Below are 25123 nucleotides of genomic sequence, written 5' to 3'. Positions count from 1 at the left end.
GATCAAGAGACAGACCGCGTGGTGGGCTTTGATTTATTTACTTGAATAAATTTTCGAATTTTAATAATAGAAAATCTATCAATCCGTTGTATTTAAAATCTAACCCTTAATCTTACACATCTCATGCGAAGGCGTAACTTTGCATTTACTACTAAAATACCCTTCAGAAGACCTACTCATGGAACCAGCATACGAAATACAAGTAGCACATAGCGATAAAAATATAATTGTTTTCATTATATATCCTAGGACTTAATTTCATTTCTCATTTTTAATTGATGATACGAGTCACTTCATAATTTCCATCTCGGTAAATTACGGCAAAGTTACTGAAAGATGTCCCAGTGGAAGTGTAAGGTTTAGCGGTTACGTTTCCATCAGCCGTAGCAACCGTTGCCGTCACTTTAGTAACTAAACAAAGGCCTCTTTCATCATCGGTCCATTGTTGGCCAGCGTTTGCAACATAGGAGCTTTGTAAACAAACAGCAAACTCAACTCGTCCCGACACATGAAACTGAGTGGAATTAGCAACGGTTACAAATGGGTACCCCCAACTGTCCGTGTTCTCATCGTAAGATAGGTTCCCTTCTTCAGCAGACATGGCATTTGCAGACATAAGCAATGAAAACACTGATAATAGAGACAACATTTTTCTATTCATAATAAACTTCTTCACGTGTGTAAATTAAAATTAATTCATTAATAAATTTCGCCGACTTCCTCTGGCGTAATCTTATTTACATTATACTTCTATTAATTAAAACACTGGTAAAATTGAAACCGATATATCTTCAAACACCTCCAATGGAATAAATAAAAATACGGAAAATTTAACTTTTCCGTAGTTGCCAATCTTACGAAGTTTTTATCATGAACATAACTACTGACCTAATAGTCACTCGTTAATTAAAAAAATTTAAAAAGTAAATATAATGAAACTCATGATTTCTTGTGGTTTTAATGACAGATGTAATTTGATGAGTAACTGAGGGGAAAATCAACACAGATAAATTTAAAGGTAGCGGTTTCTATCCGCAATCTAGACTTATAGCTCTAAAATATGTAGTGCGTTTTGTCGTTATTTTTGAGTGATGCTTGGAACAAAGCTGCTGAGGTTTGAGGTCTAGGGGACTCAGGGAGCCCCCTACGTGATTGCTACAAGTAATAATCACTTCACATCCACGCTCAATGTGACGCCGGAAAACGCCGAATACGCGCTGATAAGAATGTAGAGGTCTTGCGATTCCATTCGCGCTTCACAACTCTCGTTGCTGTTGGCACGATAAGGTCGACAATCGTACGTTGATTTATCCGGTCGGCCCCCAGAAAGCGTATACAAATCCGCATCCCCCGCCCCACCAGACATTGACACAACGACGTCTTGTGTTCTTTCAGAAGCGGGTAAAACAAAGATCAATTGGCCATTTTTAGGCTGCTGTAAATCACCGATCACGTCACCAACGGAGATTGTTGGGTATTCCGATGTTGGAGGCTGCTTACCCATTTTACCTTGAGGCAATTGCCCTCCAAAAACTGGCGCAATTTCTGGCCAAATTCGTTCCATCTTAACCCCTTGGTTTTCACAACCTCCATAGTGGTGAAGTGCGACAACCTGATGGCTATCCGATAGAAGAACCGGGGAGCCAGAAGACCCACCAATCGTGTCACAAAAATAACCAGTATCCGTCCCGGTGCCACGGCCGTTTGCACTCGCGACATCTATCTGACAAAGCCCTGAACCATTCTTGTCACTCTCTATCGCAATCTCTTTTGGATTACCTGCACCATGTTGTGGGATGTAAATACCTGAACCGTAGACAGGAGGTGTATCCGTTAGTCCTAGATAACCAAACTGGGCAATGGTGTCGAAGTTGGTCACATTAAACAGAGAGTAATCAAGCGTGTAGTCAGTCTTAATCAACTCATTACCCATGACTTTCACCACGTCATCTAAACTGCCATTACACGTCATACGTTGGTAGTTGAACCACACTTCTGTATTACGCAACTTGCCTGACGTCGAAACGCAGTGGTTATTTGTCATCAGATGGTTTTCTGGCCCCACTCGCCAAGCTGTACAAAGACTTCGCCCGTCGATGAGCAATCGCGCGACGGCATGACTCCAACCAAACTCTGTCGGATGGCTTTCTTCCCAACAAGCAGCATCGCGTCGCTCATTAACACCGCAGGTAGAAAGCGTACCTACTTGTTGCAACTTGTCTTCACTGTAGCCTGCAGTGTAGTAATCAACGGTGAGACTGCCAGACTCAGAAGCACGACGCCATTCAATAGTGACAGCGTCACCAGAAATGGAACGTGCGAAAAAGGGCTCATTACTACCTTCGTGATAAGTCACCTTCTCTGCTGAGTTATCAGAGCTCAATGTAACGGAATCACCAACGCCAAGATTGAATTGGGAGAAATGGACTTTGATAAAGCTCGCACCTGAATGATGGAGCTGATATTTGACGGTGTCGTGGTTCTCTTCTGTATTGGTAAATGTATAGGCATGTTCAATTTTGTCCGCCACTTGAATCAATTTTTCCTGAGAAGTCGCCAGCGAAGAAAAGAGCAACGTCGCTAAGAACAAACCAACCTGTATCCTCGGTATTTTCATGATATTTGTCTCTTTAAGAAGTGCGAATCTGAGCCGCTCAAGTGACTTCAGTTGAAGGCATTCACTGAAAGTACAAGCATTCGTCTAGGGAAACGATGGAAGTTCGTCGGGAACCAGCAACTCAGAATTATTTGGGATTGAGAGATAAAGCCCACCCGAAAGTGGGCTTAGTGATGAGCGTTAGTAGTTCGCCTGAATCGTCATACCGCTGTAGCTAGAGTATGCATGAATCATGATGTGGTAACGTCCACTTTGAGGCGCCGTCACAGTACATGTTTCGTTGTTGCCGTATTTATATGGTCGGCAATCCCAGCTGCTGCGTGTTGGTTTCGAACCAAAGCGAACGTAGAGGTCAGCATCACCACTACCACCAATGGTTTGAACAGTTAGACGTTGGCCTGCCTCTAGGTCAGCATAGAAATAGTCCATCGCACCTGTTGCGCCGCTCAAGCCATTCACTGGAACACCAGAGGTTAGCTTGCCTTCTGGATCTGGCGTTGGATTTGGACCACCACAATCTTGACCACAGTCAGAATCCGCCAAGCTATAGAGCAACTTGTTTACGCTTCCGCGAGTGTCTGTGACTTTTCCATTGGATGCTCGTTCAGCAATCAGTGCCTCTAGCTGGCTTGGTGATAATGCACTGTTTTCTTGAAGATATAGCGCTGCGACACCGGCGACATGTGGCGTTGCCATTGAGGTGCCACTGATGGTTTTGTAGCCACCATCATACCAAGCAGATTTGATTTGCGAGCCCGGTGCAAACACATCGACACAGCTACCCCAGTTTGAAAAATTCGAACGTGAATCTGAGCTCGTTGTGGAGCCAACGGTCACGCCAGAAGGAACGCGAGCTGGTGAATAGTTACAAGCATCCGCATTAGAGTTGCCAGCTGCGAGCAGGAAGCTCACCCCTGATTGAATCGCACTTTGCACTGCGCTATCCAACGCTGTGGATTGTCCGCCTCCCAAACTCATGTTGGCAATAGAAGGTCCGGAAGCGTTAGCAGCCACCCAGTCCACCCCGGCAATAACACCGGATGTCGAACCAGAACCAGAACAGCTAAGTACTCTTACACCAACAATATTGACGTTCTTTGCCACACCATACTGGCTGCCGCCAATGGTGCCGGCAACGTGCGTACCGTGTCCGTTACAGTCACTTGAGTCTGAATCATTATCGACAAAGTCGTAACCAGAAACCGAACGCCCACCAAACTCGACGTGTGAATTGTTCACACCGGTATCGATGACATAAGCCGTTACCCCTGTACCATCAAAGTTGGCGTTGTAGTTACTATCAAGAGGTAGGCTGCGCTGATCAATTCGATCAAGACCCCAAATCGCATTGCTTTGATTTGCTTCTACCGAGACTATCGGTTCAAGCGTTAGCATTTTATCTTGTTCGATGTAGTCTACTCGGGGGTCAGAGCGTAACTCATCGAGTTGGTTTGCATTCAATGTTGCCACAAAGCCACTGATGGATCGGTCAAATATGGACTCCGCCTGTATCGAATATAAACCGGACATACTGTCCACCGATTGTTGCGTGGACTGTTGAAAATCTGGAGAGTCGCTCGGCATCATTTGCGGCTGTTTGAAGACCACGATATAACGATCAGCGATGGCGACATCGTCCGGAGCGAGCATCAACGCTGCAGGGGCTTGTTGTAAATCAGAAGCACCTGGCAGATCCGTTGATTGAGAGTAAACGGAAGCAGAATGAAAACAGATTGCCGAGGTTATACAACAAGTAAGTAGTTTCTTTGACATAAAATGTTCCTTGAAATCATAGTGTTGTTGATTTTTACCTAGTACCAAACTGTCAACACGAAAACACAGACAATCAGCGTAATACGCTCAATACGTGCTGCAGTGACGTTACACAATTCAACCTAGAACAATGCGCAACCGGATGCGTAGCTGATAATAATTCGTATACTCAGAAACATGACCAATTCCAAACCTTTCTTGAAATTGAAATGTAATGATTAACTCAGAGTTAGAGCAAACTCCCTAAAATAGAATAATTCTAAACATCGGACTTGTTGGCTGTTATATGTCCTCTACCAACGTCCTATTCGCAAGATAAAACCTCCACTTTTTCTCCAATCTAGAGACTCCATCTCTCAAATTCATTTGATTGCATAATTGACCTAAATCAACGAACCATTCGTTTATATTCTTTGCACAGTTGTAAACAAAAAGTGATCAGAACCGTGGGAGGCAAGCAAAATCAAATCGTGCAAAGTTTGTTCGCTTTTAACATCGTTTTTTGCCATAAAAACCATCGATTTTTTGCGTTTTATCGAAAAAAACGATTGCTATACCGTGGCTTCCAGAGCGTACCAACACGAAGTACGCCGCCCTAGTGAGAGTGAAAAAATCACTTAAAAAGGAAGTTATTATGAAAACTCTTATAGCAGTGAGCGTCTTGTCAGCGCTGTCTTTCGGTGCCTATGCAGAGCGCCAATCCTCAGAGCCCATTAAGGTGATTGAGCCTGTAGCAGGGCTTGATGCGAAAAAAGTACAACTAGGTAAAACGCTTTGGTTCGAGCCTCGTTTATCTGCCTCTAACACTATCTCTTGTAACTCTTGCCATAACATCGCAAAAGGCGGCGTCGATAACCTACCAAGCTCCATAGGTCATAAATGGGCGATTGGCCCTATCAACTCACCAACGGTGTTTAACTCGGATTTGAACTTTGTTCAGTTCTGGAATGGACGAGCCAAAGATTTGCAAGAACAGGCAGCAGGTCCAATCGAGAACCCACTCGAAATGGCCTTTAGCCACCAGCTTGCGATCGACACACTTAAGTCAATCCCCCAATACCGCGAGTGGTTTAAACAAGCCTATGGCAGTGAGACGATCACCATTGATAACGTGACTGACGCGATTGCAACATTTGAGCAGACTTTGCGCACGCCAAACGCACCATTCGATCTTTGGTTGAAAGGCGACAACAACGCGCTAACCACAGCGCAAGTCGAGGGTTATAACCTATTTAAAGCAAAAGGTTGTACTGCGTGTCACAGTGGCCCATTAGCTGGTGGTCAAATGTACCAAAAGATGGGCTTAGTAAAGCCGTTTGCAACAGACAACCCAGATGTGGGACGTAAGGCGATCACCGGTAATGATTTCGATAAATTTGTGTTTAAAGTACCAACACTGCGTAATGTCGAACTCACCTACCCGTACTTCCACGATGGCTCGGTTTGGGATTTAGAAGAAGCCGTAGCAATGATGGCTGACCTTCAACTTGGCCAGAAGCTAACGAAAGAGGAATCTGGAAAAATCACTGAGTTCTTACGTTCATTAACTGGTGACCAACCAGAGGTAACATTGCCTCATCTACCACCATCAACTAACGAGACGGCACGTCCAAATATCTAACTCGGTCGTTCATGAATAACAAAGGAGCCATGGTTGGCTCCTTTGCTGCTTATCAAGCCGCTTTAACACAGCTTCATCTATTGAATATATGACTTTTTCAGTCTCAGCCTCTTGCTGTTATTCCGAGCAATGGCATACCACTCCATATGCACTAACCCAGCTTTTATTAAGAAATACAATGTAATTGAATTTTTTGGACGAGCTTACAGTAAGATATTGATTAGTAGAGTTAAGTGAGAGATCTAAGGATAGATCAAGATGGGATTCAAAACCGTTCAAACACAATCAAATTATATCGATGGCATACTCGTAACAGCAGAATACCACCGCCTGTCGACAAGATTTACCTTGCGAATTGGAGAAGAGATCCTCTATTCAAAACGGCTTTTTATTATCGCGTTTAGAAACGCTCCAATTACCGTTAACAATCGGAGTTATCGAGTAAGGATCATTTGGTGCTTAATTTGGCGATCAAGGTTAACGAAAGACGATACAGTGGTGATAGAAGAACTGATTGATAAACTACGCTCAAAGTCATTATTTACTCTTGTATTCTCTACTATCATGCGAAGTTTAAAGTATGTATTCAGTTAAGCAGTTTCAAATAGCGATTAGCCGCATTTGAAACTGCATTGTGATCAGGCAAGTCGATTAAGCAACATTCACCGACTTATTTGCATTGTTGTCTTGTTCAAAGAACTCTTCATGTAGCGCACAAATCGCTTCTTTATACTCGTCGTCACTCACAACAAACTGTACGTTAACGTTTCTCATTGATGAATGGAGAGCAATGGGTGTCACATCGCGATTCATCAGTGCAAAAACGCCTTTGGCTAACGTTTTGTTGGTATCGATTTGGGAACCGATTGCAGAGATAAGAGCCACCATACGCCCTGTAATCGAGGCTTGCGGATAACGCTTTTCTACTTTGTAGCGCACTTTGTTTAGGCTATCGACACTGCCGCCTAGATAATACGTTATTGAATTCGCATTCATCTCTTTACCGATAAGATTGACGCGCGCATCGGCAATGATTTCCATCAGTTCGTAACTGACATTGTCCACTTTTCCAACCATGGTTTGATCAAACAAGTGAAGCGCAAACACCTTCTGTTTTCCTGCGATAATTTCAATCCGGTCACTCTCAGGACGGTAATCGGCCGAGATCAGCGTCCCTTTATGCTCAGGTTCAAAGGTATTTTTGATCTGCAATTCAATACCACTTTCTCGTAAACCCGCCGCAGCATTGGGGTGAATCGCTTCCATGCCAAGATTAGCCAATTGGTCGGCAACATCGTAATTGGTAAATCCGATCGGATTAACACTGTCGACTCCCACCACTCTTGGGTCGGCAGAGCTTAAGTGGTATTCCTTATGAATAATCGCTAAATCCGCTTTGGTTGTTGCGGCAATTCGGCTGAAAGTCATCTCACTGTAGCCACGATCATAGGTATGCATTAACCCTTCTTTGCAATACGCATAGCCAGTAACAATCGGTAACTCTTGGGTGACGTCAATATCTTCAAAGGCATCAGAGATGTATTCATCCAACGTTTTGGGCTGTTGGTTATCCCAACCAGAGAGGTCGACAAATTTAGCGTTGATTCCCATATTTTTGAGCTTCAACGCGGTGTTATAAGCGCTATGTGCTTCACCAATTGAAGAGAGAAACTCGCGGATCTGCGGCAAATAGTGACGCAGAGAAAACTGCCCATATTGACAAGTTTCTAGGATGTTGGTGACACATGTTTTTGCTTCCGCAATTCGGGAACGAATGAACTTATCCGCTCTCATTCTATTCATCGGATCTGCAAAAATGTGTTCATTAGTGAGTAGCATGCGGCTTTCTACGTAGGCTAAAGTGTCTTGCCACGCTTCATCTCGCTTAGCGATAAGCTGATAGACACCGGGTTTACTGGTCTTTTTGCATTCCAATAGAGCGTCTGTCATTCCGCCATAAGCAGAAACAACAAAAATACGGTTATATGGGTTTTGTGGACGAAGGAGAATGTTGTCGAGCACAGCATCAAACGCTGTCATCGAAGTACCGCCGATCTTTTCTACGGTAAATGTCATGAGGGGGCCTTAATGATTGGTCATTTGAAAGAAAGGAAAAAGAAAGGGGTGAAACTTCACCCCGTTTCAAATATTTGAAGAGATTGACTAGTCTACCAGGGGATAAACACCATTCTCATCATGCACTTCCGCACCGGTGATCGGCGGGTTGAACACGCACGCCATGACCATTTCTTTATTTTTGTAGGCGCGTAGATAGTGCTCGTCATTCTTGTCTAGGATGTACAGAGTACCCGGTTTGATTGGGTAAGTTTCACCGCCAACGACTTCAATTTCCCCTTCTCCACTCATGCAGAATACCGACTCTAGATGGTTCTGATAATGAATGTGTGTTTCGGTGCCTTCGTATATCGTCGTGATATGGAATGAGAAGCCCATGTTGTCGTCTTTCAATAACATACGGACACTTTCCCAGTTATCAGATACAACACGTCTTTCGCTATTGCGACACTCATCGAGTGTTCTAACGATCATAATTCTTTCCTTGCTATGATGCTTGTTTGAAATGTTTACTTGCGATGGCTTCGACCGAGCCCTCGAAGATATTAAGCCCTTGAGTGAGTTCAGCTTCAGAAATGGTCAATGGGCAAAAGAACTTCACCACTTCATCATTTGGTCCGGCTGTTTCAATCACCATGCCATTGTCGAAACAGGTTTTTGCAATAGCTCCTGAAATCTCGCCATTCTTACACTCAATACCGATCATCATGCCGCGACCTTTACTCTGAACAAACAGCCCAGGGAATCGTTGAACGGAGCGTTGAATGACTTCTTCAACCATATTTGAACAGCGCTTAATGTGCAGCTCAAAGCGGTCGTTTGACCAGTACGTTTCGAGTGCTTTAGCTGCTGTGACAAACGCGTGATTGTTACCGCGAAATGTGCCGTTATGCTCGCCTGGTTTCCATTTATCCAACTCAGGTTTTAGCAAAACAATCGCCATTGGTAGACCATAACCTCCGATGGATTTCGACAGCGTTACCATATCTGGCTTAATGCCCGAAGGTTCAAAGCTAAAGAATGTCCCTGTTCGACCACACCCAGCTTGGATGTCATCAACAATCAATAAAATATCGTGGGCCTTGCACAGCTTACTAAGTCGTTGCAGCCACTCGTTCGAAGCCACATTCAAACCACCCTCGCCCTGTACGGTTTCAAGTAGAACCGCCGCTGGCTTGTCCATGCCTGCCGAGTTGTCAGTCAGCATGGTTTCAAACAATTTCAAACCATCAATGCCTGCATAACCTTCAAATGGGATTCGCGTGACATTGTTTAAGCTAGATCCCGCGCCTTGGCGATGGTGTTGATTACCCGTTGCTGCAAGTGCGCCTGCAGTACAGCCATGAAAACCATTAGTGAAAGCAACAATACTGCTACGGCCCGTTACTTTTTTTGCGAGTTTGATGGCGGCTTCAACGGCGTTGGTCCCCGTTGGGCCTGTGAATTGCACTTTGTAGTCCAGCGCTCTTGGTTGGAGAATGTACTGATTTAACGCTTCAAGAAAGGCGGCTTTGGCTTGTGAATGCATGTCCAAGCCGTGTGTAATGCCATCCATTTCAATGTACTCAAGCAGTGCTTGCTTAAGTACTGGGTTGTTATGGCCGTAATTGAGAGATCCCGCTCCAGCAAGAAAGTCGAGGTAACGTTCACCTTGCTCTGTTTCTAACCAGCAACCTTTCGCGCTACGAAAAACGACCGGAAAACTGTTTGAGTATGAACGTACGTTGGATTCCTGCTTTTTAAAAATATCCATGATAAGACCGTTATTTGATTCCTATTGGTGGGTTTATTTGAGAGGGATACGATACAAATATTCCGTATCGTGCTTGCCTTTAAAGTGTTTGTCTTCGTCCAAGAAGGTACTCACTTCGCCAGCATTGCCATTTTGCGCATCGAGCTTTTTGAATAGCGCCCAAGACGCGTCGTTTGACTTGGTGATCGTGGTTTCAATAGCGTTGATACTCTCGAGGCCTTCTCGGTCGAGTAAGTTACTGAGCATTTTGAAAGCCAGCCCGTTACCTCTAAATCTTGGCGCTACGGCGACTTGCCAAATGAATAACACGTTAGTCTCACCAGGCTTCTGGTAACCAGAGATGAAACCGGCAATCTCGCCTTTGTGCTCAACTAAAACACAGGTTTTGCTGAAATGGCTAGATTGAAGGAAGTTACAATATGAAGAGTTCATATCGAGCGGAGGACAATCTGCGATCAAACCATAAATATCGTCGCCATCAGACACGACAGGTTCACGAAAAATCCATTTTTTGCTTGGGTCTTCTCCAATCTCTGGATACATCACCCAAGGGGCTGAGGTAATCATGTGTAGATACATATCCTTCGTACACTAATTAAATTTCCTTTTTATTATGCACACTGATAGTGCATGAAAATCAAACAAAGCCGCTCTAAATACCTACTTATTTGATCTATATCGCATTAAGGCCAAATGAGCATGACTTTAAAAATAGTTTGATCTCTAATGTATTTATAGGGTAAAAAATTAATCGAAGCCAAATGAGCAAAACATCGTCAGTTTCGCACTGAGGAATTGTTTCGAGCAGGAAGAGAATGGCAGGCGATTGATGACTAAAGATGAAGAATTCAGATAAGAAAACGGCACGCCGAAGCATGCCGTTTTTTCGTTGTTACGAAGAAAGCTTAAATTACGCTTTCGCTTTCTTCATTGATTTTGATGTTGGGCGAGGCTCATCCATCAAACCTTTCACTAGAGATACCGTTGCAACCAACAATACGATAGTGAATGGCAGACCAGTTGTTACCGCCATCGCTTGTGCAGCCGCGAGACCACCGCCAAGCATTAGCGCGATTGCAACTAAGCCTTCAAATGTACACCAGAATACACGTTGAGGTGTTGGTGCATCTACTTTACCGCCAGCTGCAATCGTATCGATCACAAGCGAGCCAGAGTCCGCAGAAGTGATGAAGAACACCACAACCAGAATAATACCTACGATAGAGGTGATTTGAGACAGTGGCATCACATCTAGCATCGCGAACAGTTTAAGTGGAAGCTCTGCATCAAATACCGCTTGGTAACCATCGTTCACGTATTGGCTGATCGCCGTACCACCGAATGCCGTCATCCATAATACACACACGGTTGATGGGATCAGGATTACACACACGATGAACTCACGAACTGAACGACCACGAGATACACGCGCGATAAACATACCGACGAATGGTGACCATGAAATCCACCACGCCCAGTAGAACGCAGTCCAACCTTGTGAGTAGTTCACGTCTTCACGACCAAATGGCATTGAAAGCGCAGGAACATTCGCAAGATAGGACATGATGTTCTCGAAGAAACCAGTCATGATAGCGACTGTCGGGCCCACGATGATCACGAACAAAAGCAATAGTGCCGCTAAGCCCATGTTGATTTCAGACAGACGTTTTACACCACTATCCAAACCAGCGACTACTGAGATCAAAGCAAGTGCTGTGATGATTACGATAAGCACAACTTGCGTTGTCTCTGTCATCGGAATACCGAACAGGAAGTTTAGACCTGTAGCTGCTTGTGATGCGCCGTAACCAAGAGAAGTCGCAAGACCAAATACCGTCGCAACTACCGCTAAGATATCAATAATGTGACCAACCCAACCCCAAACTCGCTCGCCAAAAAGAGGATAGAAAATAGAACGCATCGTTAGAGGTAAGCCCTTGTTGAACGAGAAGATCGCCAAGCCAAGTGCCAATAGTGCGTAGATTGACCATGGGTGAAGTGCCCAGTGGTAAATCGTTGCTGCCATACCCAGTGCAGATGCCGCTGATGTATCACCCTCTGCTGCGCCTAGTGGAGCCCAGTCAGTACGAACACCATTCTCAACGTTCACACCGCCAAGAGCAGCACTGAAGTGAGACATAGGTTCAGATACGCCGAAGAATACCAGACCGATACCCATACCAGCAGCGAATAGCATCGCTAACCAGCCTGCGTAAGTGTAGTCCGGTGTTGCTTCTGTACCGCCGATACGAACGCGACCAAGTGGCGTTACGATCAGGATCAAACACACCACGACAAACACGTTGCCTGCAGATAGGAAGAACCAATCAAGATTTGACACTAGCCAACCACGCAAACCCGCAAAGAACGGTTCTACTTGTTGTCTGAATGTCAGTGTTAACACTACGAACAGGATGATCGACATACCTGAAATAGCAAACACACGGTTGTGAATATCAAGTCCAAAAGGACCTACTTTTAACGCGACGTTGTCCTGACCAATCTGGTAATCAGTATCGATCGGGTTCACCTTACCGTCGGGGCGTTGTATACCGCCATTGTTGTCGGTGCTCACGATTTATCTCCTTAAAAACGTGACTATATTTAAGTTCAAATTAAGCTTGATGTAGGAAGCCGAGTAATGACTTTCTTGTGTCACTTGCTGCAAAGCTTATGTGCGATCGTTGTGTCGCTTTTAGAAGGGTTGCTCTACTTTATAATTTTACCTTCAACCGTCCTGATATCGCATTGCATTTTGTTATCAGGACGACCAATAAAATTTATCGCCAATGTATTAGCGAGGCGAATAACTCACTGCCAAATCACAGACAACGACATGTCACCGTCAAAGTGGTATTGCAACTGCGCCTGTAACAACTCAGCGGTAGCAAGAGCATCGGTCAGCGCATGGTGTGGCTGATAAGCAGGCAAATGGTAACGCTCACGCGCATGACCGAGACGTACCGAGCCAGGCTTTTTACCTTTGAGCTTGTTCAACCAACCTTCACACTCTCGACGCTGAATGGCGTATTCGATGTCCAACGTATCAACGACTGGAAATTGAATCCCCTCTCCCAGGCTTTTTAACAACGCGTTATTCAAGAATTGACGCTCGATGTTTTTGTAGTGCACCACCACAATCTTTCCGGCTAACTCATCAAGAATGGCTTCCAGAATTTGCTCAAGTTGCGGTGCATTCTTCACTTCAGAATCGGTAATACCGTGAATCACTACCGACTCTTCATTCAATTCTCGATTTGGATTCACCACCCAATGGCGAGATCCGCTGCACTGCACTCGCCCTAGCGTAAATGGCACTAAACCGATGGTGAGAATGGCGTCTTGCTCGGCGTTCAAACCCGTGGTCTCGAAATCGACGGAGACAAACGGCACCTCTTTTAATGGCGTATCACCATTCACAATAGGCGTAGAGTAATAGCGTTTTAATCGAGTATCGTTCGCTTGCTCGGCAAGTTGCTCAAAGAAGAGAGGCCAATCGGGTGTCTGGCTGGTATCAAGCAAATCGCGACTGTCTTGTTTTTGTTTCGAAAACCACATCATTTGCCACTTCTCTGATAACGGAACTTAATGTAGTTCTGCGCGTTGCTGAGGATTTGGAATGCGGCTTTTAAGTTACGGCGTTCAAACTCCGACATTTCTTCTGGCTCGATGTTGTTATCCGGCTCTTCGCCGTTTTCGATATCCAACGCTTGATGTCGGATTCGAACCATGTAGATCAACTCCATCGCGTCTTTTAAGTCCATGCCGCGACCTTTCGGTAAGATGCCCGCATTGTTGATGTCATCTAGACGTTCAAACGAGTTTTGCGAACGAGAGCCAATCGCCAAAGCGTGGACCCGAATTAGATCCGCCATAGGTGCGGTTCCGCGACGCTTCAAGTTAATGGAATTGCGATGACGACCGTCTTTCTCCATCACGAAGTCTTTAAAGAACCCAAGTGGCGGCGTGCGACGAATCGCGTTGTAAGCCATACAAGCTAAGAAGCGGCTATTCTTCTTGGCACGACGGACAATGAATCCACTCAATTGCTCTGCCCATTTCACACGTCCATGTACACCAAGTAAGTCGAAGAATATATTGCTGTGCAGAAGTCGCTCTGGCGTTGGATCATCAATCCAATTCGCAAAACACTCTTCCCATTCGGAGCGCGTTTTACGCCACTCTGGGTTAGTCGCCATGATGTCGCCAGTACAGTAGGTGTAACCGCACTCCGCCAATCCATCACAAATGAACCTCGCAAACTGAGCAAAGTACTCACCATGCAGTGCTGGGTCGTAACTGTTATCCAGAATCAGCGCGTTATCTTGGTCTGTGACGATCAGCTGCTCATCACGCGCCATGGAACCCAAAGCCAACAAACAATAAGGGATGGGCGCTGGACCTAATTCTTGTTCTGCTAACTCTGCCAATCTTTGCTTAAAACTGCTGCCTATCACCGACATTGCACGCCCTACCATATGGGCATTTGCGTCTTCACTTACCATTCGGACAAAGCAGTCTTTCACTTGTTTAGAAACCGCTTTGAGATCTTCGACTGAGTTTTGTTGGAAGATAGAGCTCACAAGCAACAAGCTGTTTTGCGATTCATAACGGACGATATCTGTCATGCTAATTACGCCGATTGGCTTTTTGTCTTTAAGAATAGGCAGATGATGGACGTTGTAACGCAGCATTGTCAGCATGGCTTCAAACACGTAAGCACTGTAGTCGAGCGATACGACGTCGTAGCTCATCACTTCACTTACAGGAATATCACTGTCTCTACCTTCAGCTAAAACACGAACACACAGATCTTTCTCGGTCAAAATACCAAGCAGTTGGTCATCGTCGTCTTCAGTAATGTCTTCTTGTGCGCGGACAATCAAAAGCGCAGTAACGCCCTCTTCCGCCATCAAGATTGCGGCCTCACGCACCGTTGCACTGGCTTCAAGTGTCACTGACTCACGGCTTAAGATCTTGCGCGCTTTCGCTGTAGTGAAGTCATTCCCATCTGACTGGTTTGATACCGCGGTACGCAGCCTGGCGCTGTCTTCCAATTCCATGAAATCGGCAAAGTTCTCAAACTCGTCACATAGCTCAGTGAAAATCTTCTCTGGAATGCAGTAAACCAAGGTGTCTTCGATCGCTTTGGCTGGCATACGGACACGGTTGTTCATCAACAACCCCATTTGTCCAAACAAGCCACCAGCGTCGATGCGGTTGTACAACTCGCCTTTACGGCGGAAGATTTCCACCACACCACTGCGGATCATGTACAAATCACGAATGTCATCGCCTTTCTTGAGAATGTCTGTCCCTGCGCGGTAATACGCGACTTCGGCATTCATTGCGATGTTTCTCAGGTGCTCTTCCGGTAAGTCATCAAAAGGTGGGTATTGGCTAATGAAATTGAGTACTTCTAATTGCTCGGCTTCCATTGTTTATTCCATGCATTGCCTAAACTAAGGCGATAAATATCACCAAGAAAATAATCACACAATAAATAAATCGAGTGGTCAGATAAAAAGATTTGTAACCATCGAAAAGCGGAATAATGACTGATTATTATTGAAACGAGAGCGTTCAAGTCAGCCAGTTTTCATCTAAAAGTCGACAGTAAACAAGGCAATACATTCACACAGAAAATGATAAATTCAGAAGCTAAAGCAATCGTTTTCTTGTGATCTAAATTACATATTGAACGCAAGAACAAAAATCCGTATATTGCGCCTGCCTACGCGGCACACCCTACAATGCACAACGCTATCCTGCTTCCACTGGTGCATTGATATTGGTGTTTAACTACATCCATGCAAAACACACCTTCCTCTTTTTCTCGCTTTTTTAAAGAATCGGGCGCTTTGTTACATCTATCGATCCCTATCATTCTGATGCAACTTGCCACTCAGTCGATGGGCTTTATCGATACCACAATGGCAGGCCAAGTGAGTGCTGCCGACCTCGCTGCGATCGCACTTGGCACCAGTTTATGGCTACCCGTTTCGCTATTGCTTCGCGGCATCATCATGGCATTAACACCTGTCGTGGCTTACCACCGCGGCGCACAAAGTTTGGATAACGTGCGTATCGCATTTATTCAAATGCTTTGGTTGTCGGCGTTCGTTAGCGCAATTTTGATTGTTTACTTGCTGCTTGGTGAAACCATTCTCGTTGGCCTAGGCGTTGCACCTGAGATCATTCCTATCGCCAGCGACTACGTTGTTGCATTGGCATTTGGTGTTCCGGGCATTGCGCTTTTCTATACCTTGAATGGCTTCTGCGAAGGGATGAACAATACCCGTGCACCCATGCTGATTTCAGTGATTGGTTTATTGGTAAACATCCCTGTTAACTACATTCTGATTTACGGAAAATTCGGCATGCCTGCATTGGGGGCGGTTGGTTGTGGCTGGGCTACGAGCTTAGTTTACTGGCTGATGTCTGCCCTACTGTTTAGCTACATCAAACGCCATCATCATTACAAAAACATTCTGCATTTCGCTGAGTTAAGACCGATATGGCAAGAGATCAAACAGCTATTCAAACTCGGTATGCCGATTGGTTTGAACATCGCGGTTTGTGGCAGCATCTTCGCAGTGATTGCTCTATTGATTGGCCGTATTGGTGCTGAGAACGTTGCGGCGGCGCAGATTGCACTGAACATCTCTAGCATGACGTACATGATCCCAATGAGCCTTTCCTTTGGTATCACGATCCGTGTTGGTCATGCCTTGGGTGAACAAAAACTTGAAACAGCTTCACACCGTAGTTTGGTTGGCATTATTACCGCAGCGCTACTGTCGCTGATTTCAGTCGGCTTCTTCCTGTTGTTCCCAGAATGGATCATTCGTTTGTACACCACAGATCCGGTAGTTTCCGCAACGGCGGCTACTCTGTTGATGTTTACTGCAATGTACCAGTTCAGCGACGCGCTACAGACCTCTGCAAACGGCGCTCTGCGTGGCTACAAAGATACTAAGATCCCGATGATTCTGGCGATTCTAGCCTACTGGGGCTTGGCGCTTCCACTGGGTATGTTGTTGGGTATCACGGATGAAATCGTTCCTGCAATGGGCGAAGAAGGCTTCTGGATTGGTATCGTAACCGGCTTAACTACAGCAGCAATTGCAATGCTGATTCGCTTGACGCTAGTGATTAAGAAATACAATCAAACCGCAGAAGTGAATACTGCTTCGCAACCTGAGTTAGCGATTCAATAGCGACGAGAGCGTTGATCGTTTCAATTAGAAAGGCTCACTATCGCAGTGAGCTTTTTTGTTTTCCAGCTTGCTAGCCTTGTTTACTTACCGTTGAGCCATCACCAGCATCGTTGATTCTGTAGCCAAGTTCGGCAACTTTCTGGCGGATTTCGTCAGCTTGTTGGTATTCCTTCTGCTTTTTCATTTGCAAACGCAACTCTACCAATTCCAAGATCTCGCGAGGGATTTCCTCTTCTTCTACTTTATCAAGCTCCAAACCAAACACACGGTCAAAATAGCGCGCCGTTGCCTTTTTATCTGCATCGTTTAATGCACTTCCAAGCAACTCCCACATCAATGCGATCGCTTGTGGCATGGCTAAATCGTTGTTGATGAATGACATAAAACGCTCACCATACGTTTGGTCGACTTTGCCACCTTCTGGTAGTGCCGACACTTTCGCTTTCAGGCGCTTTAAAGCGGTTTGCGCCGCGTCCAAGCTCTCCCACGTAAAGCTCAAATGACTGCGGTAATGACTGGTCAGCACCAAGTAACGGTAAGCGAGCGGGTCATAGCCTTTCTCGATGAATGCATCAAGACGAAGTGACGTACCAGACTTAGAGATCTTCTCTTTGTTCAATTGAAGGAAGAAGCCATGCAGCCAGTAATTCGCTTGAACGTGTCCATTCTTTGCTTGGCATTGGGCAATTTCGTTAGTGTGGTGAACTGGGATATGGTCTTCCCCACCGACATGAATATCAAACACTTCCCCAAGGTACTTCTCTGCCATCGCAGAACATTCAATGTGCCACCCCGGAAAGCCAACTCCCCAAGGGCTTTCCCATTCCATTTGTCTTGGTGTGTCGCCGCTAAACTTCCATAGTGCGAAGTCGGTTGGGCTCTTTTTCTCTGCCATTTCGACGCGAATGCCCGCTTCTAAGCCCTCGCGGTCCAGTTTGGCAAGTTTTCCGTAATCTGGAAGCTTGGCCGAATCAAAATAAACGCCATCGGAGGTTTGATAGGTAAAGCCCTTTTTTTCAAGCTCTTGGACGAATTCAATCTGCTCTTGAATGTGCTCGGTAGCGCGACAAATAATGGAAGGCTTAATGATGTTGAGGCTTTTAAGATCATCTAAAAACACGTCTTCAAAATACTTTGCGATCTCCCAAGCAGACTTGTTCTGTTTTCTCGCGCCCTTCTCCATTTTATCTTCACCGGTATCAGCATCAGACACCAAATGACCAACATCCGTGATGTTCATAACGTGGTTTACGTCGTAGCCGTTGAGCTCTAACGTACGTCTTAACACATCAACAAAAAGGTAGGTTCTCAAGTTCCCAGCATGCGCATAGTCGTAAACCGTTGGACCACAAGCGTACAGACCAACTTTACCTGATTCGATGGTATTGAACGGCTCAAGGGTGCGCCCCAGTGTATTGAATAGTTGTAATCTTGGCTGACTCATATTGTTATTCCTTTAAATGCAAAAAGGCCGCGAATGAAAACATCGGCGGCCTTTGGTGTGTCTGTATGATCTTTTGCTAACTAATAGCTACGCGAAAGCCGCCGCACGTCTTGGGAGGTGCGACAACAACAGTTAGTCGAGATAGAAATAGCTAAATAGTTCATACCCAACACCCTAAATAAGAAATCTTTAGAAATCAACCCTGCGATTATCACGCCTTTCGTGGCGATAAATTGAACTGCGTATGCCGTACGGCATTACTCCGCCTTACAAATCTGTACTAATCATTACAATTAAATTTATAAATAAACCTTATATTTCACGTTTGTTTCACGTTTTATTTGATAAAAAACGCTGCATAACGTCTTACACATCAATAAATTAGGGATTGTTTATGAAGAAGCCCGCATTTGGGCCTTTGCAGCCTATTGCTGTATTTGCGCTATTTTCGCTCGCTTTTCTCTCTGTTTCGCGAATTTTACTGGCCATTTGGCTCGCTGACCGAATCGAATCTTTTAACGACCTCATCTATATTCTTGGTCAGGGCCTACGCGTAGACTTCGCGACTATCTGTTGGCTGTTCATTCTTCCGGGCTTACTCTCTGCTCTATTGCCCGTACAAGGTAAAATAGGTGCATGTTGGAAAATAGTTCTCCGCTGCTGGATGGTCGCTGGTTTATGGATCTTGGTTTACATGGAGCTTGCTACTGCCCCATTTATTCAAGAGTATGACCTGCGCCCTAACCGCTTGTTTGTTGAGTACCTCATTTACCCGAAAGAAGTATTCAGTATGCTTTGGACCGGTTACAAGTTAGAGCTCTTCATTGGTACAGTAGGCACTGTTACCACCCTTTTCCTTGGTTGGAAGTGGAGTAAAAAACTCACCGACAATGCTCAGCAAGTAAACTGGAAATGGCGTCCGTTGATTGCAATATTGGTTGTATTGATCGGTGTCGGCGGCGCACGCTCTTCGTTAGGTCACCGTCCTCTTAACCCTGCGATGGTGGCATTTTGTAATGATCCTCTGCTTAATGACTTGGCACTTAACTCCTCTTATTCATTACTGTTTGCTGTGAATAATATGAAGTCCGAGAAAAGCGCTGAGCAGTTTTACGGCAAAATGGACAACCAGAAGATGCTTGAGCTTGTTCGCTCCTCTTCAACTAAGTCTGACTTCGACCCTTCATTGCTACCAACGATGAACACCAACAAAGCCACCTATCAAGGTAAACCAAAGAACTTGGTAATTTTGCTTCAGGAAAGTTTAGGTGCTCAGTTTGTTGGTTCACTCGGTGGTCTTCCACTAACACCAAACTTCGATAAGTTAATGGCTGAAGGTTGGCAGTTCACCCAAATGTACGCGACGGGCACACGCTCTGTTCGTGGTATTGAGGCAGTGACAACCGGTTTTCCACCGTCGCCTTCTCGCGCCGTGGTGAAACTGAGCAAGAGTAAGACGAACTTCTTTACGATTGCCGATCTTCTTAAAGCAAATGGCTACCACACCGAATTCATTTACGGTGGCGAAGCAAACTTTGACAATATGAAGTCGTTCTTCTTCGGCAATGGTTTCGACCAAATTATTGAAGAGAAAGACTATGAGAACCCAGAATTTGTTGGCTCTTGGGGGGCAAGTGATGAAGATCTTTACACCAAAGCAGCCCAAGAATTTGAACGTTTGTCTAAAACAGATAAGCCTTTCTTTAGTCTGGTATTCAGTTCGAGCAACCACAGCCCTTACGAATATCCAGAAGGCAAGATCGAACCTTATGATTCTGAATTTATGACACGCAACAACGCGGTTAAGTATTCGGACTATGCGATTGGTACATTCTTTGACAAAGCGAAGAAATCATCTTACTGGGATGACACGATTTTCATTGTCATTGCTGATCACGATGCTCGTGTTTCTGGCGCAAACCTAGTACCGGTGAAACACTTCCATATTCCAGCATTGATTATTGGTAAAGGTGTTGAGCCGCGTAAAGATGACCGCATTGCTAATAACTTAGATATGCCGCCGACCCTCCTTTCGTTGATTGGTGTGGATGCGACATCACCAATGATTGGTCGTGACCTTACCAAGCCGCTAGCCCGTGAAGATGAACGTGCCATGATGCAATACGACAAAAACTTTGGTTACCTAACCCGAGATAATCTTGTTGTATTCTCTCCGGGAGAAAAGGTATCGACGATGCAATACAACTTCGATAATCAAACTATGGAACCTACCGAAGTAGCTCCGGAAGTTATCGAGCGAGCGAAAGCCAACGCATTGTTTGCGTCTAAGGCTTATCAAAACAACTGGTATTCTTCCAAGGCAACGAAGTAGATAAAGATAAGGAGCGCACCATGCGCTCCTTTTTCATGGTCACTCCTGACATAACTTGTCATTTCTCTTAGGTAAGCTCGGTTTCAATCCCCCAAAAGTTATGGAAACCGCCATGTTTACTATCAATTCTTTCGTCCTTTACGTCACAGATATCAACACGAGTAAGGACTTTTATTCGCAAACTTTTCAGTGCGAGCCAAAAGTGCTTTCTCCCAGTTTTGTCGGGTTAGATTTCGCAAATAATGTCACTATCACACTTAAACAAAGTAATGCATTAGTACCTAGTAGTGATGTCACTGGAGGCGGTACAGAACTCTCAATACCAGTGGCAGACAAATCTAGGCTGGATACATTGTTTGAAGAGTGGCGAGCTCAGGGCATGCACTTTGCACAACAGCCAGAAGATTCTGTTTTTGGCTGGAACTTCGTTGCACTTGACCCTGACGGGCACCGAATTCGCGTATTTACTCACTAAAAAAGCGTAAAAAATCAGAAAAATCGTTTAATAATGTGGTTTTTAGGCATTCCCATTCAGTCGGCAATAAATTAGACTCAGTCAAACGCCCAAGAAGTTTGAATTATTGATAAAAAGGAATGCCAATGAGCTCAAGTATGATCCTTAATGAATCGCTGATTGTAAGTGGCCGAGATATCCCACTAAAAGAATTGTTGTATGCAAAGCGTGTACTTGATAATTACATGGCTGTGGCAAAAGAAAGTAGCCCGCTCGAACTGCTGACGGAAATGAAATCGGCGGCAAAACAAGTGGAATATTTCACTACCAATGATAACCCTTGCGAAGCGCGTAACGTCATCAGTAGCATGATTGATGAGATCGACAGCGCTGAGTCGTTTGACTCGTTCAAAGCACTTGCAGGTAAGCCTTCTCAAGCATTGAACGAGCTGATTGAAGATCGCGCTCAGCTGATTAAACACGAGCGCGAATTACTGTTGGCTTCAGGCTACGACGCCTCTCGTATCTGATCCCGCTTTCAGAGAAATATGACACATAAAAAAGGAGCTCATTGAGCTCCTTTGTTGTTTCCAAATCTGTGGAAATATAGCCTCCGAAAATCGTTGTGCTATATGTTGGCGCTACAGGCCCATGTCTTCAGTGATCTCTTTAATCTGTTTCAAGTCCATTTTGTTGACTTCAGTGAGCTGGTCAACTTGGCTAAGTCGGGAATTGGCCTCATCGTGTTTATCACACGCGTCAGATTTCACATCCCAAGATTTGCCTTCCAAGAAAACGTCACACTCTTTCTTGAGCTTCTCGATCTTCGGCATTAACGCTTGACGCTCTTTCTCGAGTGACTCAAGTTCCTGTGAGATTTGCAGTTCTTTACGGAACACTTCACGTGAGCGCTCAAACATGGTCGCTTGCATGTCTGCTTGGCGATTTAGCTTGTCGTTCTCGCTTTTGGTCGTGTTTAACGTTGCTTTCTGCTCTTTCACTTGAGATTCAAGTGACAAATTCACTTTCTCCACTTCGGTCAGTTGCTCTTGAAGTGCTTTGAGTTCCGCTTTGTGCGCTTCTTCTTTCTCTGTCAGCAGCTTCGCAACCTTTACGTCGATCTCTTTATCTATGCCCGCTTCGCGTGTTTTCACTTGAGAGACCAAGTTAGTTTTATCTTGTGCCAGTGCTTGGTACTTTTCTTCCAGTACTTGATAAGTGGATTCCCACTTGCTTGCTGTCATTGCTGAGCCAGCCAAGCCACCGAATGCCAAACCTAACACGGCCGCAATCGCGATATAAATGTGGGTACGCTTATCGCGTTCCTCAATAACAACTACTTCGTCTTGGTCTTCAATATTATTTTGAGAAGTCACCGTATCTTACTCCAAGGACTCTACTTGTTGGCTAGCGAGTGAGTTCCGCAATCATGATTGACGCGGTATAAATTAAGAATGCGCCGATCAAAGTAATCACGGTCGCCTTTTGGACTTTTTCATTGGTACGATAACGAAATAGCACAAACGCTACTCCAATCAATACCGCTATGGCTAACAATCTGGTCATACCGCCTCCTTGTCCAATAATAAGAACTTATCCGATCCCATAGACAGCTGTGCAAGGAATCATTGTAACCTATTTCTACGTTGCTTACGGTCAACTTAGCGTAGATTTTGAAGCGATTGCTCCCGTTTTGATCAATTATCTGTTCTAAACTGAACAACTTATCGCCAAGCCATGCGATTCCCATCGACAAGTAGGATTCATCTCTTCCCTTCTATACAAGCCAACAATAGCCAGCCCGAGAAAGCATTTGGTTAGTTAATCAGCAAACCTATGAAACTAAGACAACAAAGGTGCCATAATATGCTGAAAATAAATCTTCATTTGGTGTTGAAATGGTAACAAAACATGATAGAGTTCACACGTTAATGGTGACCAGCATCATTAACTAACCTTTACTCATTTAATTGAGTAAATGTTCCGATGAAGACTGCAGGAGAGTGGTTATTAACTAAATTTTAACATTTAGTTAGGGTAACTCGCCGAAGAATTAACTATTTCAGGTGCTACCTTGGTAGCGGGGACTGTAGTTGGAGGAACCTCTGGAGAGAACCGTTAAATCGGTCGCCGAAGGAGCAAGTCCTGCACATTTGTGTAGGGTGAAACTCTCAGGCAAAAGGACAGAGGAGTGGAAAGTAACAACCTAACTATTTGGCGTTCCCGCCTTATTTTGAATAGCGTGGCTATTAGAGATCATTGATCTCGTCCTTTCCCTCTTCTCCTTATTAGTTGTTTTATTAAGGGGAAATCATGAACGACCTACAATCTTTACTTCAAACCATTGATAACTTTGTCTGGGGTCCACCACTGCTGCTTTTGCTCGTGGGTACCGGTGTTTACTTCACTTTTAGCCTAGGCTTGATCCAATTTAAACACCTGCCAACTGCGTTAGCGATGGTATTCAGTACAGATAAGTCATCTGATAAACAGGGTGACGTTTCTAGTTTTGCAGCGCTATGTACTGCGCTGTCTGCAACCATTGGTACAGGTAACATCGTTGGTGTTGCTACCGCAATCAAACTTGGTGGCCCTGGTGCCCTATTCTGGATGTGGCTCGCTGCCCTATTCGGTATGGCAACCAAATACGCTGAGTGTCTTCTTGCGGTGAAATACCGTCGTGTTGACGACAAAGGCCAAATGATTGGTGGTCCTATGTACTACCTGCAATATGGTGTTGGCTCGAAAGCGCTGGCTATCATGTTCGCGGTATTTGCATTGGGCGTTGCCTGTTTTGGTATCGGTACCTTCCCTCAAGTGAATGCGATTCTTGATGCAAGCGAGATTTCTCTTGGTGTAAACCGTGAATTGTCTGCTTTTGTCCTGACGCTACTAGTGGCATTCGTAACCTTAGGTGGTATCAAGTCGATTGCGAGCGTAGCGGGTAAAGTGGTTCCAGCAATGGCGCTATTTTACGTGCTGGCGTGTTTAAGTGTGATCATCATGAACGCGGACCAATTACTGAGCGCAGTTGAGTTGGTGTTGGTGTCTGCATTCACCTCAACCGCAGCAACCGGTGGTTTCTTGGGTGCAAGCATTATGCTGGCAATCCAATCTGGTATCGCGCGTGGTGTATTCTCAAACGAATCTGGTTTGGGTAGTGCACCAATGGCAGCCGCAGCAGCGAAAACGGATTCTTGTGTTAAGCAAGGTCTGATTTCTATGACGGGTACCTTCTTCGATACCATCATCATTTGTACTATGACTGGTCTAGCTTTGATCCTGACAGGCGCTTGGCAAAGTGACTTCTCTGGTGCAGCGATGACAACGCATGCGTTTGCAGTAGGCCTAAACGCAGAAACATTCGGCCCAATGCTGGTGTCTATCGGTCTTATGTTCTTCGCGTTTACCACCATTCTTGGTTGGAACTACTATGGCGAGCGTTGCGTTGTGTTCCTATTCGGTACCAAAGCGGTGCTTCCATACAAGCTGATTTTCGTTGGTTTGGTGGCATCTGGCGCGTTCCTTCACCTCGATATGATTTGGCTACTGGCTGATATCGTAAACGGCCTGATGGCAATCCCTAACCTGATTGGTTTGATTGCTCTGCGCCATGTGGTGTTGGAAGAAACAAAACTGTTCTTCAAACCGTCATCTCAATCGGATGATTTTGATGCAGTGAAAGCATAAGCCAAGCTAGAAACTTTAAGCCCGCTGAATTCAGCGGGCTTTTTCTTGGCTTGAATTCCATCTTTTTCTAACCTCCAATTCCCTTTCGCCATTTAATTTTCCATTCGCTTAATAACCCTGAAGATATTACAAATTAACAAGTC

Annotated in this window: 19 protein-coding genes and 1 riboswitch; of the genes, 6 read left to right on the top strand and 13 right to left on the bottom strand. The window is 45.0% G+C overall.

Going from position 1 to position 25123, the window contains the following annotated elements:
• Positions 1–271 precede the first annotated feature (271 nt).
• The 3 genes from KIV40_RS03660 to KIV40_RS03650 all read right to left on the bottom strand — a co-directional run bounded on the left by KIV40_RS03660 (position 272) and on the right by KIV40_RS03650 (position 4390).
• On the bottom strand, positions 272–661 hold the full coding sequence (locus KIV40_RS03660; RefSeq protein WP_134977655.1) for a hypothetical protein: 390 nt from the start codon (positions 659–661) through the stop codon (positions 272–274).
• A gap of 507 nt (positions 662–1168) precedes the next feature.
• Complete coding sequence (locus KIV40_RS03655; protein ID WP_012128092.1) at positions 1169–2617, bottom strand: serine protease; 1449 nt, start codon at positions 2615–2617, stop codon at positions 1169–1171.
• Positions 2618–2797: 180 nt separating this feature from the next.
• Positions 2798–4390, bottom strand: a complete 1593-nt coding sequence (locus KIV40_RS03650) for a S8 family peptidase (protein ID WP_285347972.1) — start codon at positions 4388–4390, stop codon at positions 2798–2800.
• 634 nt (positions 4391–5024) lie between these two features.
• On the opposite strand from KIV40_RS03650, the gene KIV40_RS03645 reads away from it, so the two are divergent.
• Positions 5025–6011: a cytochrome-c peroxidase gene (locus KIV40_RS03645; protein WP_228173907.1), complete on the top strand. Its 987-nt coding sequence runs from the start codon at positions 5025–5027 to the stop codon at positions 6009–6011.
• Between the two features lie 651 nt (positions 6012–6662).
• Here KIV40_RS03645 and KIV40_RS03640 read toward each other — a convergent pair.
• The 7 genes from KIV40_RS03640 to KIV40_RS03610 all read right to left on the bottom strand — a co-directional run bounded on the left by KIV40_RS03640 (position 6663) and on the right by KIV40_RS03610 (position 15278).
• The gene (locus tag KIV40_RS03640) at positions 6663–8087 is read right to left on the bottom strand and encodes an aspartate kinase (protein ID WP_285347971.1); all 1425 of its coding nucleotides are present in this window, start codon (positions 8085–8087) and stop codon (positions 6663–6665) included.
• An 87-nt stretch (positions 8088–8174) separates the two neighbouring features.
• A complete protein-coding gene (locus KIV40_RS03635) occupies positions 8175–8561 on the bottom strand; it encodes an ectoine synthase (RefSeq protein WP_012128096.1) in 387 nt (128 codons plus the stop codon).
• A 13-nt stretch (positions 8562–8574) separates the two neighbouring features.
• A complete protein-coding gene (gene ectB / locus KIV40_RS03630; protein ID WP_285347970.1) occupies positions 8575–9840 on the bottom strand; it encodes a diaminobutyrate--2-oxoglutarate transaminase in 1266 nt (421 codons plus the stop codon).
• A gap of 33 nt (positions 9841–9873) precedes the next feature.
• On the bottom strand, positions 9874–10407 hold the full coding sequence (gene ectA, locus KIV40_RS03625; RefSeq protein ID WP_041853181.1) for a diaminobutyrate acetyltransferase: 534 nt from the start codon (positions 10405–10407) through the stop codon (positions 9874–9876).
• A gap of 343 nt (positions 10408–10750) precedes the next feature.
• Positions 10751–12415, bottom strand: a complete 1665-nt coding sequence (locus KIV40_RS03620; protein WP_005433884.1) for a BCCT family transporter — start codon at positions 12413–12415, stop codon at positions 10751–10753.
• 236 nt (positions 12416–12651) lie between these two features.
• Positions 12652–13401, bottom strand: coding sequence for a 3'-5' exonuclease (locus KIV40_RS03615; RefSeq protein ID WP_285347969.1), 750 nt, complete (start codon positions 13399–13401; stop codon positions 12652–12654).
• Entirely contained in the window at positions 13398–15278 is a 1881-nt protein-coding gene (locus KIV40_RS03610; RefSeq protein ID WP_285347968.1) for a DUF294 nucleotidyltransferase-like domain-containing protein, read from the bottom strand. The genes KIV40_RS03615 and KIV40_RS03610 overlap by 4 nt, the downstream gene beginning before the upstream one ends.
• Positions 15279–15650: 372 nt before the next feature.
• On the opposite strand from KIV40_RS03610, the gene KIV40_RS03605 reads away from it, so the two are divergent.
• Entirely contained in the window at positions 15651–17060 is a 1410-nt protein-coding gene (locus tag KIV40_RS03605) for an MATE family efflux transporter (RefSeq protein ID WP_228173902.1), read from the top strand.
• A 70-nt stretch (positions 17061–17130) separates the two neighbouring features.
• Here the strand turns inward: KIV40_RS03605 and cysS are convergent, their stop codons facing one another.
• Entirely contained in the window at positions 17131–18504 is a 1374-nt protein-coding gene (gene cysS / locus KIV40_RS03600) for a cysteine--tRNA ligase (protein ID WP_285347967.1), read from the bottom strand.
• A 394-nt stretch (positions 18505–18898) separates the two neighbouring features.
• On the opposite strand from cysS, the gene KIV40_RS03595 reads away from it, so the two are divergent.
• The 3 genes from KIV40_RS03595 to KIV40_RS03585 all read left to right on the top strand — a co-directional run bounded on the left by KIV40_RS03595 (position 18899) and on the right by KIV40_RS03585 (position 21820).
• Positions 18899–20836, top strand: a complete 1938-nt coding sequence (locus KIV40_RS03595; protein WP_285347966.1) for an LTA synthase family protein — start codon at positions 18899–18901, stop codon at positions 20834–20836.
• Between the two features lie 112 nt (positions 20837–20948).
• Complete coding sequence (locus KIV40_RS03590) at positions 20949–21311, top strand: VOC family protein (RefSeq protein WP_285347965.1); 363 nt, start codon at positions 20949–20951, stop codon at positions 21309–21311.
• 125 nt (positions 21312–21436) lie between these two features.
• Positions 21437–21820 (top strand): hypothetical protein, encoded by a 384-nt coding sequence (locus KIV40_RS03585; RefSeq protein WP_005433654.1) that lies wholly within the window; start codon positions 21437–21439, stop codon positions 21818–21820.
• Positions 21821–21931: 111 nt separating this feature from the next.
• Here KIV40_RS03585 and KIV40_RS03580 read toward each other — a convergent pair whose 3' ends face one another.
• Together KIV40_RS03580 and KIV40_RS03575 are read right to left on the bottom strand one after the other, a co-directional pair.
• Complete coding sequence (locus tag KIV40_RS03580; RefSeq protein WP_285347964.1) at positions 21932–22666, bottom strand: chromosome partitioning protein ParA; 735 nt, start codon at positions 22664–22666, stop codon at positions 21932–21934.
• A gap of 31 nt (positions 22667–22697) precedes the next feature.
• On the bottom strand, positions 22698–22856 hold the full coding sequence (locus KIV40_RS03575) for a hypothetical protein (RefSeq protein WP_005434065.1): 159 nt from the start codon (positions 22854–22856) through the stop codon (positions 22698–22700).
• Positions 22857–23385: 529 nt separating this feature from the next.
• Positions 23386–23487, top strand: a riboswitch (glycine riboswitch).
• A 116-nt stretch (positions 23488–23603) separates the two neighbouring features.
• On the opposite strand from KIV40_RS03575, the gene KIV40_RS03570 reads away from it, so the two are divergent.
• A complete protein-coding gene (locus KIV40_RS03570) occupies positions 23604–24980 on the top strand; it encodes a sodium:alanine symporter family protein (protein WP_285347963.1) in 1377 nt (458 codons plus the stop codon).
• Positions 24981–25123 lie beyond the last annotated feature (143 nt).

It is taken from the genome of Vibrio sp. D173a (genome assembly GCF_030248475.1).
Note: the sequence above shows the minus strand (reverse complement) of the source record. Positions and strands in the feature narration are given on the sequence as shown.